At 41.2% G+C, this 14,159-nt stretch carries 9 protein-coding genes; 8 read left to right on the plus strand and 1 reads right to left on the minus strand.

All coding sequences use genetic code 11. The annotated features are described in order from the left end of the window. Positions 1–8: 8 nt before the first annotated feature. The 5 genes from DWW10_RS09515 (at position 9) to DWW10_RS09530 (ending at position 7,778) form a co-directional block, all read left to right on the plus strand. The gene (locus DWW10_RS09515; protein WP_022393096.1) at positions 9–449 is read left to right on the plus strand and encodes an N-acetylmuramoyl-L-alanine amidase; all 441 of its coding nucleotides are present in this window, start codon (positions 9–11) and stop codon (positions 447–449) included. Between the two features lie 63 nt (positions 450–512). After that, complete coding sequence (locus tag DWW10_RS26020; protein WP_158585981.1) at positions 513–608, plus strand: smalltalk protein; 96 nt, start codon at positions 513–515, stop codon at positions 606–608. Between the two features lie 113 nt (positions 609–721). Beyond that, a complete protein-coding gene (locus DWW10_RS09520) occupies positions 722–4,030 on the plus strand; it encodes an RHS repeat domain-containing protein (RefSeq protein ID WP_182021376.1) in 3,309 nt (1,102 codons plus the stop codon). 9 nt (positions 4,031–4,039) lie between these two features. Continuing rightward, on the plus strand, positions 4,040–7,324 hold the full coding sequence (locus tag DWW10_RS26245) for an RHS repeat-associated core domain-containing protein (protein ID WP_022393098.1): 3,285 nt from the start codon (positions 4,040–4,042) through the stop codon (positions 7,322–7,324). A gap of 19 nt (positions 7,325–7,343) precedes the next feature. After that, positions 7,344–7,778 (plus strand): hypothetical protein, encoded by a 435-nt coding sequence (locus tag DWW10_RS09530; RefSeq protein ID WP_022393099.1) that lies wholly within the window; start codon positions 7,344–7,346, stop codon positions 7,776–7,778. Between the two features lie 550 nt (positions 7,779–8,328). Here the strand turns inward: DWW10_RS09530 and cysK are convergent. Beyond that, the gene (gene cysK, locus DWW10_RS09535) at positions 8,329–9,276 is read right to left on the minus strand and encodes a cysteine synthase A (RefSeq protein ID WP_022393100.1); all 948 of its coding nucleotides are present in this window, start codon (positions 9,274–9,276) and stop codon (positions 8,329–8,331) included. Positions 9,277–9,439: 163 nt separating this feature from the next. Between cysK and epsC the strand changes: the two genes are divergently transcribed. The 3 genes from epsC (at position 9,440) to DWW10_RS09550 (ending at position 14,146) form a co-directional block, all read left to right on the plus strand. Continuing rightward, on the plus strand, positions 9,440–10,339 hold the full coding sequence (gene epsC / locus DWW10_RS09540) for a serine O-acetyltransferase EpsC (protein WP_007660959.1): 900 nt from the start codon (positions 9,440–9,442) through the stop codon (positions 10,337–10,339). Positions 10,340–10,468: 129 nt separating this feature from the next. Then, positions 10,469–11,980, plus strand: a complete 1,512-nt coding sequence (locus DWW10_RS09545) for a THUMP domain-containing class I SAM-dependent RNA methyltransferase (protein ID WP_022393101.1) — start codon at positions 10,469–10,471, stop codon at positions 11,978–11,980. Between the two features lie 15 nt (positions 11,981–11,995). Then, the gene (locus DWW10_RS09550; protein WP_118487035.1) at positions 11,996–14,146 is read left to right on the plus strand and encodes a S9 family peptidase; all 2,151 of its coding nucleotides are present in this window, start codon (positions 11,996–11,998) and stop codon (positions 14,144–14,146) included. Positions 14,147–14,159: the final 13 nt, after the last annotated feature.

A 14,159-nucleotide genomic window follows, 5' to 3' on the forward strand; every position in this document is an offset into this window, starting at 1 on the left:
AGAAACACATGAGAAGTATCAACTTAATTGTGGTGCATTGTAGCGCCACCAGGGCGGATCATGCCCTTGCCACAGAGAACCTGGAATCAGAACATCGCCGCCGTGGCTTCCATGGCATCGGTTATCACTACTACATCCGCAAGGATGGCACCGTCGTCCCCACCCGCCCCCTGGAACAGATAGGGGCACATGCCAAAGGGCACAACGCCCACTCGATAGGCATCTGCTATGAGGGTGGACTGGATTGCAACGGACATCCTGCAGATACCCGTACACCGGAACAAAAAAGTGCGCTCCGCCTGCTGGTGCACCAGTTGTTGAAGCGCTTCAGAAAGAGCTATGTCTGCGGGCACCGTGACCTTAGTCCGGACCTGAACGGGAACGGAGTGGTGGAGCCGGAGGAGTGGATAAAGGTATGCCCGTGCTTCGATGTAAGCAAAGAACTCTGATTCTTATTCAGAGCATGAAATCATTCAAAAAGAGAACACGAAAGGAGGTGTGAAACTATGGCAATCAAGAAATCAGTATGGGATATGATCCTCAAAGTGGTTATCGCGGTGGCTTCGGCTATTGCGGGAGCGTTGGGAGCAAATGCGATGACGCTGTAAAACCTTAAAAGTTCCCCTTTCCGCAAGCCAGGCCAACAATGCCAGCTTGCGGAATTCTAAACCAACTAACATTCAAAGAAACTGAACTATTTAATTTAAAGAATAAGAAATTTATGAATATATCACATTTAAGAAGAGGTTTACTCTTCATCATCATGTGTCTATCCGCTTCTTTCCATGCAAGTTACGGACAGACTATACACCCAGCACCAATCAGTTCAAACGATTCTACCAGAATCAGTTTAATGAGTCTGGGAGACGATTACAGAAGCACTTTACCGGGATATGTCCCTGTATCTCCTAATGCAAGCTCATTAGCTATCTTCTCAGATTATCCGGTATCTTATTACACAGGAGTTCCGGATATATCTATACCTTTATATGAGATTAATATAGATGGCTACAAACTGCCTATATCTCTAAACTACCATGCATCAGGAATCAGAATGGACCAGGAAGCTTCATGGGTTGGTCTAGGCTGGGCACTCAATGCCGGAGGTGTTATTTCACGAACAGTCAAATGCTATGATGACTTTCTGGAATATACATATCCCGGTAAATCCCTCAGAGCAGGATATTACAATGGTCCGGAAGCTAATAACCCTACTGTAAACGACTACTTTCAAACAGTCTTTGATGGTACGGTAGCGAGAAAAGAATTGATAACAGACTCCGAGCCCGATATCTTCAGCTATTCTTTACCTGGCTTTAGCGGTAAGTTCCTGATAGATAAATCTAGAGGAGCTGTACTTTTCAATAAAGCAGATAATATCAAAATAGAAGTATTATCAAACGGCAATAAAAAGTATTTCAAGTTGATTGCCCCAGACGGTACGCAGTATATATTTGATAAATATGAAACAACTCATTCTTACGGCCGTCCCGGATCGCTCAATAGAAATTTAAACAATGCTACTAAATTCGATGAAAGTGATTTGAACCTGTATGACAGTCCGGTCCAATACACATCAAGCTGGTATTTGTCGCAAGTAACGACAGTCAATAACCGGACAATTACCTTCACATATCAAAATGAATCGTACAAAGGAGTTACACAAGAAAGTTGTATAGGCTACAATGTATTGTCAAGTACAGGAAATTCCACTTGTGGACCGGGAAGTAGTGTAGTCTTTTCATGCAGTAAAACCGTAATTGACAACCTGCGCTTATCAGGAATCTCATGGGATGGCGGTCGCATTGAATTCGGCTGCACCTCAAGAGAAGACATGATTGGTACTATGTCCTCCTTAAATCCTCAGAAGTTAAGTACTCTCAAAGTATATGATAAAAACAGTACATGTATAAAGAACTATCAATTTGACTATGAATATTTCAATGGAAGCTATACAGGAAGCTACAAGCAAGCTTTCAAGCGTTTGAAATTGACTAAATTATCAGATGCATCTGATCCTAACAACAATCACGCATTCTCTTATTATGAAGGACAAATGCCTGCTAAAAACTCTAAGAACACGGATTACTGGGGATATTATAATGGTAGCCAGCAAAAGGATACTTATTACTGTACAGCTGTGTATGGTGGTAAAACCTATAAAGGAGCCGATAAAAGCTCTCAGCTAAATTACATGCAAACCGGAAGTTTACGTGCCATCAGATACCCGACAGGAGTATCCAGTGAATTCACGTATGAAACCAATAAATATGCTGCCAGCAGTTCATCTGGTTCTTCCACAAATGTAATCATCGAAACTGTAAATATAGGTCTCAGTGTATACAAATACTATACTGATGATTTCTACAGTCATCTCCCTGAATACAAAACAGAGACCTTGGTCCTTGAAAAAAGTACCCCGGTAACGATCTCTGGTTCAGCAGAAAGCATGTCTTGTGTTCCCGATCCAAATATATTTTATGGGGATAGTGGTTTCTTAACCTTCACCTTGAGCAAATTAGATAAATACGGATCTAAGAATATAATTCATGAATATGATGTCCCCATTGAACTAAATGGCTCCAGTTGCTCTGCAGATTTTCCAAGAAAGACTATCACCCTGCAACCAGGAACTTATATTTTAGAAGCCTTTGCACTTGCTAAAGATACATGGCTAAGCTTCTCCGTACTATATGAAAAAGAGACAATAATTGGTGGTTCAGAGAATCCTAACCAAGAAATTGCAGGGGGAGGACTGCGTATATCGCAGATTCGGACAGGAAAAAGAACGCGTAAGTTTACATATTCTCCGGGAACCTTACTTATTGACCCTATGGTATCCTATTTGGTTAGCCATTCATGTATAACTGGTACTGCTTATTATGATCAAACTACTTACCTAGCACAAACATCAGAATCAAGCATCCCCATGTATACATTGAAAAATGGAAATGCCATCGGATATGATTGGGTTACAGAATCAGTAAGTGTATCCAGTTCAACAGCTAAAAAAGAATATCGCTTCCATAATCAAAAAGAAACGAGTGAATATGACTACCCATTTTTCCCTACACAAATTGACTACTATAATGGACTACCCATTTCCATAGAATATTATAAAAGAGGTTATTCAGAACAACTCGTGAAATATGAATACTCCTCAGTTTATTCACAAGAAGTATATGGATTCATGTTCAATTCAGGAGACGGTGAAATCTATCCCTACAATTATCGTATAGAATACCCATATATTAGCAAAGAAACCACTGTGGACTATAACAATAATGGTAACATTTATACAGAAAAGGAATATACATATAATTCATTACTACAAAGAACCAAAGAAACAACAATGTCCTCTGGTGATTACTACCAGAAAACGACAACTTATCCGTCGGACTTGAGTGATGCAGTCAGCAACAAAATGACTGCCAAACACCTTATAAATGTTCCAGTTGAGATAGTTTCGCTAAAGAATGGCAGTGTAATAATGGGGAAAAAGGTTGAATACAAAGATACATTAAACATACTTATCCCCGGAAAAGAATACACAATAGAAACCAAACAGCCTCTTTCCGCAAATAATTATAAAGGTAGCTTTGTAACCCAGCTGAACTTCAATTCTTACAACCGGTTAGGCAAACCGATGCAAGTATCAGATAAAAGTACATCCATCGTTTACTTATGGAGCTATAATGGCATGTATCCGGTTGCAGAAATTAAGAATTGTACTTATGAACAAGTAAAAAACATTTTAGGTGTCACATTTATCAATACGTTGCTTGATAGATCTTCTCCCACAAGCAGTGAGATGTCAACCATAAATGCCCTCAGAAGTCGTCTGCCGAATGCACACATCAATACATACACTTACTCACCTTTAGTAGGAGTAACCAGTATCACCGATGCACGCGGTTTAATAACTTATTATACTTATGACTCCACTGGAAGACTAACGGAATGCTATATCCTCAAAAACGGAAGTAAGCAAATAATAGAACATTACGATTATCATTATTACAATAAATAGCAGAACATTATGAGAAACAAGATTTTTAAAATAGTAGCTTTATTACTTATACAGTGTAGTGTCCTCTACGGGCAAAATTCCATTAGCCAGAATCACAATTACATATTAACCCGTAGCCCATTAGCTGGTGTTTCAGATATCAGTAATCTAAACTCAACACATTGCCTACACACAATTCAATATCTGGATCAAACAGGCAAGTTGGAAGAAACTGTATTACTAAAAAGAAGTCCGAATTCCTGTGATATCATAGATTACCAGGAATATGATGCTCTTGACAGGGCTACCTCTGAATGGTTACCTATAGTTTATGAAAGCAACAATAACGGAGCATTTGTAGACTCTGGTACTCAACTTGAACTATCAAGAGAGTTTTATAATGATTTTGATCCTTTGTCAGCCACTCATTACGAACCTTCTTTCCGAGAAAGAATCTCAGCTAAATTTGGGGCCGGAGAAGATTGGACATCAAGAGATAGAAGCATAAAAATGAACTACACTTCAAATAAAAAAGACGGAAGTAGCTTCAGTTGTGCACACTTTAAAGTAAGTTACAGCAACGACACCCTAGTCACTATCAAAAGAGAGAGAGACTATGACACAGCAGAGTTATATGTTACCTCCACTACAGATGAAGACAACAGGATAACCTATGAGTTTAAAAACAGGTTGGGACAAACTTTACTTATACGACAACTGTCAGGAAACAATCATCATGATACTTACTATGTTTATGACGATTTCGGAAACACAGCAGCCGTATTACCACCTGCTGCTTCAGAACTTCTCTCTGAAGGGAATAGTTATAATAACAACAGTAGTGCGATCAGTAGATATGCATACCTATACTGCTACGACAAACGTGGATACTGTATCGGGAAAAAGTTACCAGCAGCTGCATGGACCTATTACATCTACGACAAAGCAGGAAGGCTTATATTAACTCAGGATGGAAATATGAGAAAGCAAAATAAATGGTTATTTTCCATCCCCGATAGCCATGGCAGATCTGTCTTAAGCGGAACTTACAATGCACAGCATAACGCTTTTAACACTAGTTTTTCAGAAACTTTGGTTACTGCAATATGGAAAGGAAGTGCAGCCCCAAATTCTACTTTCTATGGATATCAGCCACAAGGTATAAATATTACTTCACCCACAATAGAGAGCGTGAACTATTATGATAACTATGAATTCAAAAGTTACAATAGTTTAAACGCAGAATATGATTGTGAGGATCTAACCGGATATGACAAACAATATCCAGGTGGACAGCAAGGAATGTTAACTGGAAGTATTACAAGAGCCACATCCGGCAATGTGCTATACGCTGTTTTCTATTATGACGAACGTGAAAACATGGTGCAATCCAAACAGAGTAATCTACTTGGAGGAAAAGAAAAGAATTATTTCACTTATAACTTCAGAAAAAAGCCCATTAAACACAGACATGTACACACAGCCAACAATAAAACAATTGCCGAAGTATACAATTATAACTATGATCATGGAGAAAGACTCATCAAAACTACTTATCAACCGGAAATCAATGGCACAACACTCGCCCAGATTACCTTAGCAGATAAAGAATATGATGAAGTAGGAAGACTTAGCAGAAACAAATTGCATGGCCTTTCATCTCTAAACATAGATTATACATACAATCCACGTTCATGGATTACTTCTATATCGGCATCTGCTTTTAAACAAAATATCTATTATAACGATGGCGAAGGCGTACCCTGCTATAGTGGAAATATCAGCAGTATGACCTGGCAAGGAAAAGATAATATCATTCGTGGTTACAAATTCAGTTATGACAACTTAAGCCGAATGACTAATGCCATCTATGGTGAAGGAAATTCTATCAACGCGAATCTGAATCGTTTTACAGAACAGATTACCGAGTATGATAAGAATGGCAACATCAAAAAATTAAAACGCTATGGACAAACAGGAGCCAGTACCTATGGTCTAGTTGATAATCTTACGTTGGAATTAAAGGGTAATCAATTAAAAACAGTAAGTGACGCAGCAACGGCTACGGCATATAATAATGGCTTTGAATTTAAAAAAGGAGCAAATGCTACTATTGAATACGATTACGACTCTAATGGAAACTTGACAAAAGATTTAAATAAAGATATAAAGGAAATCCAATATAATTTTTTAAATTTGCCAAGCTTGGTTAAGTTCTTAGATGAAAGTACCATTACCTATACTTATGGGGCAGACGGAACAAAACTCCGCACAGTTCATAAGATAGGAAGTGTTACTACCACTACTGATTACTGCGGCAATGTGATCTATGAAAACAATACAGCAAAGCTGTTGTTAACTGAAGAAGGATACGTTTCTTTGAATGATAATAAATACCACTATTATCTGAAAGATCATCAGGGAAATAACCGGGTAGTCGTAGACCAAAATGGCAACGTGGAAGAAACAAATCATTATTACCCGTTTGGGGGTGTATTTGCAAATACAGGAAATGCGCAACCTTACAAGTACAATGGTAAGGAACTCGACGCAAAAAAAGGATTGAATTGGTATGACTATGGGGCAAGACATTATGATGCAGCACTGGGGAGATGGCATGTGGTAGATCCACTAGTTGAAAAATATTATTCAATAAGTCCCTATGTGTACTGCCTAAACAATTCTATAAAATATATAGACCCAACAGGAGAAGATGTATATGGTTTTGATGCCAATACAGGAAGGTTATCCCTTGTAGAACATACCAAAGATGAATTTGATAGAATCAAAGTAGGTACTTTTAATGAAGATAACATTTTCACAATTTCTAATGAAAATAATTTCCTTGACATTTCTAAAGGAACTCTTTTAGGAGAATATTTTGATAATATCTCAGAGGCAGGAATTGTTTTCCATGAAGGTTCTGCTAGCGAAGGTATAAAAGTAATGGGATTTTTATCATTCAATTCCAACATTGAATTTTCAGCTTGGGCATATAAATCAAGCTCCGGAATAGGATTATCTATATCCCCATGGGTATTCAATGGAACAGAAAAAAGAAATGGTAAACTCTACATGCAGTCTAGAGATTTCTATATCAACAATGAAAGAGTTGGATATTTAGGAGATAAATATTTTAATATCCATACTCATCCAGCATCAAAAAATGATCTTGGCGGATATGGGAAACCTTCAAATAGTGACTTCAAAAACATTCTATTAAATAAACAGTATCCACATTATATTTTATCCAAAAAAGAAGGTATAATACAATATTATCCAAATAAAACATGGAAAAAGAGTTTTATTCGATAAAAAACATAAAACCAAAGAAATGAAAAAAAGTATATGTATAATCATCAGCTTTCTATCCATATTATACACAAGTTGTATAGAGAGAGAAGAAAGGATAATAAAAGATAGTTGTGAAAATATTATTCGAGAATTAGATTTAAGTAATCTCTCTAATAATTTAGTTCCTTGCTTGAAAGCAACTGAAAAAGAGTCAGATAAAGATAGCGTATGTTACGAAATACACTCAGAACTTTATCAAAAAGGTGTAAAACCAATAGAGTATACTGATTATTTTATAGTTAGCGGTATATATGTGTTTATTTTACAGAAAAACAAACAAATATATACTATTTCAAAAAAAATACAAGAAGAATTGTATAATTGGGGAGACGGTGGTTGGATACTAGAAACCCCTTATTATATACTAACAATAAATCGAACAAATTACAGCTATAAACTTAATTATCAATGGTAGTTATCCTGTTCAACCAGATATGCTATCCAGTTTCTTTAAGCATTAAAAACGCTTCAATCTCACTAAGTTAACTTTTCCCTGTCTCTTACTATTAAATATTAGTAGAGGCAGGGATTATTTATTTCTTTACCAACAAATTCACTTCAGCAGCTTCCACAAATGCAGTTAACGATAGAAAATTCAAGCAAATAGGAAACCAAATACTTATAAAAGAAATACTCACAAGAATGAATACATAGCTTCTAAAGCTCGTCCTTTCTGTCAAATAATAATTATCGCATTCCAAACCCCAGAACCATCCCTCCAGCAGGGCTACACCCTTTTACCCCAAAGGTGTAGCCATCACCGCAAAATGGTGTAGCCATCCCGGGTAAAAGGTGTAGCCCTACCAAAGTAGGGCCACAGGCACTTCTAAAGGACATAAAAGAAATATTTATCTATAATATTCCAAACACAGACTGTACGACATTTTCAACCAAGATACTTATTCATTCCGAGATCCGATAACAAATATCCAACAGATTTCCATTAAAAGAATCCATCAGGCATCTTACAGCGGATATTCTTCGAACGCATACAGCAACGTCGAAAGATAGCGTTCGCCCGTATCCGGCAATAATGCAACGATTGTTTTCCCGGCATTTTCAGGAAGAAGTGCCAGACGGGTAGCTGCACTGACTGCTGCTCCGGACGAAATTCCTACCAACAAACCTTCTAATTTAGCCAATTCACGGCCCGCACGAATAGCATCATCATTCGTTACCTGCAGAATTTCATCTACTACCGCCGGATTGTAGTTCTTAGGAACAAAACCGGCACCGATTCCCTGTATCTTATGTGCTCCCGGTGCACCTCCCGAAAGTACAGGAGAGTCTGTAGGTTCCACTGCCACTACTTTCACAACGGGATTATGTTTCTTCAGGGCGACACCTACACCACTAACGGTTCCACCAGTACCGACACCGGCTACAAAAATATCAACAACACCTTCCGTGTCCCTCCAGATTTCCTGTCCTGTAGTACGTTCGTGCATGGCAGGGTTTGCAGGGTTATCAAACTGCTGAAGAATCACCGCACCCGGAGTAGCAGCTTTCAGTTCTTCAGCACGGGCTATAGCACCCTTCATACCATTGGCACCCGGTGTAAGCACCAGTTCGGCACCAAGGGCTTTCAGCAGGTTACGGCGTTCTACACTCATGGTGTCGGGCATCGTAAGAATCAGCTTATAACCTTTTGCAGCAGCTACAAATGCAAGCCCAATTCCGGTGTTTCCACTGGTAGGTTCTATAATAGTGGCTCCGGGTTTCAGCAAACCGGAAGCTTCTGCATCTTCAATCATCGCCAATGCCACGCGGTCTTTCACACTTCCGGCAGGGTTAAATGACTCCAGTTTCACGATCAGACGGGCTTTTAAACCTTTCGCTTTATTGTAATTGCTCAGCTCCAGTAAGGGAGTGTTGCCCACAAGATCAGTGAGCTGTTTTGCTATCTTTTTCATAACTTATTGGGTTTTAATTTATACTCTTCTTTATAAAGTACAAAGATAGCGGGATAACGGTTCACAAGAAATACCATATTTGTGGGATTTTCATACTATAAATGAGGGATTTTCGCTGAGAATAGTTACCTTTGTGCCCACCTTATTATAAAAGGATATCCCAATGAGTCCATTGAACTTTACTCACATTTTGACACAGGCAGTCGATGAACTATCGGAAAGTTCGTCTTACAGAGGACTGTTTCATCAGCACACGGACGGTAATCCATTGCCTTCGGCCAAAGCGTTGCATGACATCGTAGAGCTGTCGCGTGCCATACTTTTTCCCGGTTATTTCGGTAATTCCACAGTCAACAGTCGTACCGTAAAGTACCACATCGGAGTAAACGTAGAACGTTTGTTCGACTTACTGACCGAGCAAGTGCTTGCAGGTCTTTGCTTCACCGGCGACGGCGAATGCAGTTGCTGCACCGAACTTCAACGCGAGGAAGCTGCGCTGATTGCCGCCAAGTTTATCAGCCACCTGCCGGAAATGCGCCGTGTACTGGCTACGGATGTAGCAGCTGCCTACAATGGCGACCCTGCTGCACATAGTTTCGGAGAAGTAATCAGTTGCTACCCGGCCATACGCGCTATCAGCAACTACCGCATTGCGCACGAATTGCTGAGGCTCGGTGTTCCTCTCATTCCCCGCATTATCACCGAAATGGCCCATAGCGAAACGGGAATAGATATCCACCCGGGGGCCGTCATCGGCAGCCACTTCACCATAGACCACGGAACAGGTGTGGTAATTGGTGAGACATGCATCATCGGCAATAATGTGAAACTGTATCAGGGAGTGACGCTTGGTGCCAAGAGTTTCCCGCTGGATGCAGACGGCAAACCGATCAAAGGTATTCCACGCCATCCGATATTGGAAGACAATGTTATCGTCTATTCCAACGCCACCATCCTGGGACGCATCACCATCGGGCAGGGTGCCACAGTAGGTGGTAATATCTGGGTAACGGAAAATGTGCCGCCAGGAGCGAGAATCGTGCAAACAAAAGCCAAGAAATGAATCTATAACAGATAATGTTCGGAGTGACGCTGGATATATAGATACAGCACATTGAATATATAGATGCAATAATTTGCCAAACATAGAGAGAATCAATATAAAAAGTATAGTCAAACAGTTATTAAATAAATGAGCGAACAATTTCAAATGATTGCCAAAACCTTCCAAGGACTGGAAGAAGTACTGGCACAAGAACTGACTGCATTAGGGGCAAACGACATAGAAATAGGCCGACGCATGGTGTCTTTCAGTGGAGACAAGGAAATGATGTACAAAGCAAACTTCTGCCTGCGTACAGCAATCCGTATCCTAAAACCAATCAAGAGCTTCACTGCCAAGAACGCCGATGAAGTGTATGACCAAATCAAAGCTATCTGCTGGGAAGATATCCTGAATGTAGAAAAAACCTTTGCCGTAGATGCCGTTGTATTCAGCGAAGAGTTCCGCCACTCCAAGTTCGTATCTTATAAAGTGAAGGATGCCATTGTGGACTATTTCCGTGATAAGTTTAACAAACGCCCGTCCGTACGTATCAACAAACCGGATGTATTGCTGAATATACACATTGCACAGACCACTTGTACGCTCTCTCTCGACTCATCGGGCGAGTCACTGCACCGCCGCGGGTATCGCCAGGAAGCAGTAGAGGCTCCACTAAACGAAGTACTGGCTGCCGGAATGATATTGATGACAGGATGGAAAGGGGAATGTGACTTGATAGACCCGATGTGTGGTTCGGGTACAATTCCCATTGAAGCGGCACTGATTGCACGCAACATTGCTCCGGGAGTGTTCCGCAAGGAATTCGCTTTTGAGAAGTGGAATGACTTCGATCAGGATTTGTTCGACATGATTTACAATGACGATAGTCAGGAATGTGAATTTACGCATAAGATATATGGTTACGACAATAACCCGCAAGCTAATGAAATAGCTACACACAATGTGAAGGCGGCAGGTGTATCAAAAGATATTGTCTTGAAGTTACAGCCGTTCCAGCAATTTGAGCAGCCCGCGGAGAAATCAATGATCATCACCAACCCGCCTTATGGAGAACGTATCTCTACCAATAACTTGTTGGGATTGTATCAGATGATAGGTGAACGTTTGAAACATGCTTTCATCGGAAATACAGCATGGGTGCTCTCTTACCGCGAAGAATGCTTCGATCAGATAGGACTGAAACCGACCGTCAAGACACCTTTGTTCAATGGTGCATTGGAATGTGAATTCCGTAAATATGAGATTTTCGACGGAAAATATAAAGAATTCAAGAAACAGGAAGGCGAGGGCGAAGAAGGAGAAGACTCCAAGGAATCCGGCTTCAAACCGAAAGAAGGAAGAGACTTCAAACCCAGAGAACCGCGGGAGTTTAAGCCGAGAGAGGGACGGGAGTTTAAACCGAGAGAACCTCGCAAACCGGGAGAGTTCAGGTCCAGAGATGACAAACCGAGAGAATTCAAGCCAAGAGAGTTCCGCAAGGATGGAGACCGGGAAAGAAAACCATTCGACAGGGAACGTCGCGACGGTGGAAAAGAGTTTAGACCGCGCGAAAGAAGAGAGTTCGACGGAGACCGTAAACCGAAAGGAACATCTTATCCGGAAAGAAAAAGAAGGGAGTTCGGAAAGAAGGAAGAATAACAAAAGATTATGGATATGAAGATAATCAGTAAATGGATGGGAGTGGTACTATTGGCATCGTCCGCTCTCTTCACAACAAATGTTATGGCACAAGATTTAAAGAAACCGACGCTGGAAGACCTGATTCCCGGCGGAGAAACGTATCGCTTTGCTGAAAACCTGTACGGACTGCAATGGTGGGGAGATACGTGCATCAAGCCCGGAATAGACTCCTTGTTTGCAGTAAACCCGAAGACAGGAAAAGAAACACTACTCCTGACGCGTGAGAAAATCAATCAGGCACTGGAACAGGAAAAGCTGGGTAAGTTGAATCATTTACATCAGGTAACCCTGCCTTGGGCCGAAAAAACACAACTGCTTATCTCTCTGCCCAGAAACTACGTTGTTTACGACTGGAAAGCCGATAAAATCATCAGCAAACAAGCTCTGCCCGAAAAAGCAGCCAACAAAGATTACAATATTGCAAGCGGTAACGTGGCTTATACCCAGGATAATAATCTGTACGTAAATAGCCACGCCGTAACCAACGAACCCGAAGGCATCGTATGCGGACAAAGCGTACACCGCAATGAATTCGGCATCAGCAAAGGAACCTATTGGAGCCCGAAGGGTGACCTGCTTGCTTTCTACCGCATGGACGAAAGTATGGTGACGCAGTATCCGTTGGTAGACATCACTGCACGGATAGGCGAACTGAATAACGTGCGCTACCCCATGGCAGGAATGACAAGCCATAAAGTAACCGTAGGCATCTACAATCCCGAAACTCAGAAAACGATTTATCTGAATGCGGGAGATCCCACCGACCGCTACTTTACTAATATCAGCTGGACCCCGGATGCCAAAAGCCTCTATCTTATAGAATTGAACCGCGACCAGAACCATGCCAAGCTCTGTCAATACAATGCAGAAACAGGTGAATTGATGGGTACTCTCTTTGAAGAGACGCATCCCAAATATGTAGAGCCTCAGCATCCCATCGTATTCCTGCCATGGGATAGCAGCAAATTTATCTATCAGAGCCAGCGCGACGGCTTCAACCACCTGTATCTCTACGGCACAGACGGTAAACTGATTAAGCAACTCACAGAAGGGAAATGGTTGGTAAGTGACATCTTAGGATTCAATACTCAGAGAAAAGAAGTTATATTCAATGCCGTAGATGCACTGGGAAGCAGCAACTTTGCAGTCAGCGTAACCAGCGGAAAGCGTAGTCTGCCTTTCAACATCAATACTACAACTGAAGGTGTTCACAAAGGAGAACTCAGCGCATCGGGCACATACATCATTGACAACTATTCAACCCCTGGCATCCCCCGTAAGATAGACATAATCAACACTAAAACCTTCAAAAGTATCAATCTGCTGACAGCAAAGAATCCGTATCAGGATTTCAGCATGCCAAGTATCGAAGTAGGCACCATCAAGGCTGCCGACGGTGTGACCGACCTTTATTACCGTATCATAAAGCCCGCTGACTTCGATCCGAACAAGAAATACCCCACTATCATCTATGTATACGGCGGTCCGCACGCACAGATGGTCACCGGTGGCTGGCAAAACGGTGCACGCGGCTGGGACATCTATATGGCAAACAAAGGTTATATCATGTTCACCCTCGATAACCGCGGAAGCGATAACCGTGGTCTTGAATTTGAAAACGTCACCTTCCGCCATCTCGGCATCGAAGAAGGAAAAGACCAGGTGAAAGGTGTGGAATTCCTGAAAAGCCTGCCTTACGTAGACGGTAACCGTATCGGCGTACACGGATGGAGCTTTGGAGGACACATGACTACGGCCCTGATGCTCCGCTATCCGGAGATATTCAAAGTAGGTGTTGCAGGCGGTCCGGTTATTGACTGGGGATATTATGAAATCATGTACGGAGAACGCTACATGGATACGCCGCAAAGCAATCCGGAAGGTTACGAACAATGCAACCTGAAGAATCTGGCAGGCAACCTGAAAGGACATCTATTGTTGATTCATGACGACCATGACGATACCTGTGTACCCCAACACACACTTTCGTTCATAAAAGCCTGTGTGGATGCACGTACGTATCCCGATTTATTCATCTATCCCACGCATAAGCACAATGTCATAGGACGTGACCGGGTACATCTGCATGAGAAGATAACAAGATATTTTGAAGACAATTTATAGAATAAAATAGAAG

Origin of the sequence: Bacteroides intestinalis (genome assembly GCF_003464595.1) — a bacterium.
Classification (GTDB): Bacteria; Bacteroidota; Bacteroidia; order Bacteroidales; family Bacteroidaceae; genus Bacteroides; species Bacteroides intestinalis_A.

What these genes read in the sequence shown, in the direction of transcription:
- DWW10_RS09515 (WP_022393096.1), top strand. Translation starts at nt 9, where the DNA reads ATGAGAAGTATCAACTTAATTGTGGTGCATTGTAGCGCCACCAGGGCG.
- DWW10_RS09520 (WP_182021376.1), top strand. Translation starts at nt 722, where the DNA reads ATGAATATATCACATTTAAGAAGAGGTTTACTCTTCATCATCATGTGT.
- DWW10_RS26245 (WP_022393098.1), top strand. Translation starts at nt 4,040, where the DNA reads ATGAGAAACAAGATTTTTAAAATAGTAGCTTTATTACTTATACAGTGT.
- DWW10_RS09530 (WP_022393099.1), top strand. Translation starts at nt 7,344, where the DNA reads ATGAAAAAAAGTATATGTATAATCATCAGCTTTCTATCCATATTATAC.
- cysK (WP_022393100.1), bottom strand. Translation starts at nt 9,276, where the DNA reads ATGAAAAAGATAGCAAAACAGCTCACTGATCTTGTGGGCAACACTCCC.
- epsC (WP_007660959.1), top strand. Translation starts at nt 9,440, where the DNA reads ATGAGTCCATTGAACTTTACTCACATTTTGACACAGGCAGTCGATGAA.
- DWW10_RS09545 (WP_022393101.1), top strand. Translation starts at nt 10,469, where the DNA reads ATGAGCGAACAATTTCAAATGATTGCCAAAACCTTCCAAGGACTGGAA.
- DWW10_RS09550 (WP_118487035.1), top strand. Translation starts at nt 11,996, where the DNA reads ATGAAGATAATCAGTAAATGGATGGGAGTGGTACTATTGGCATCGTCC.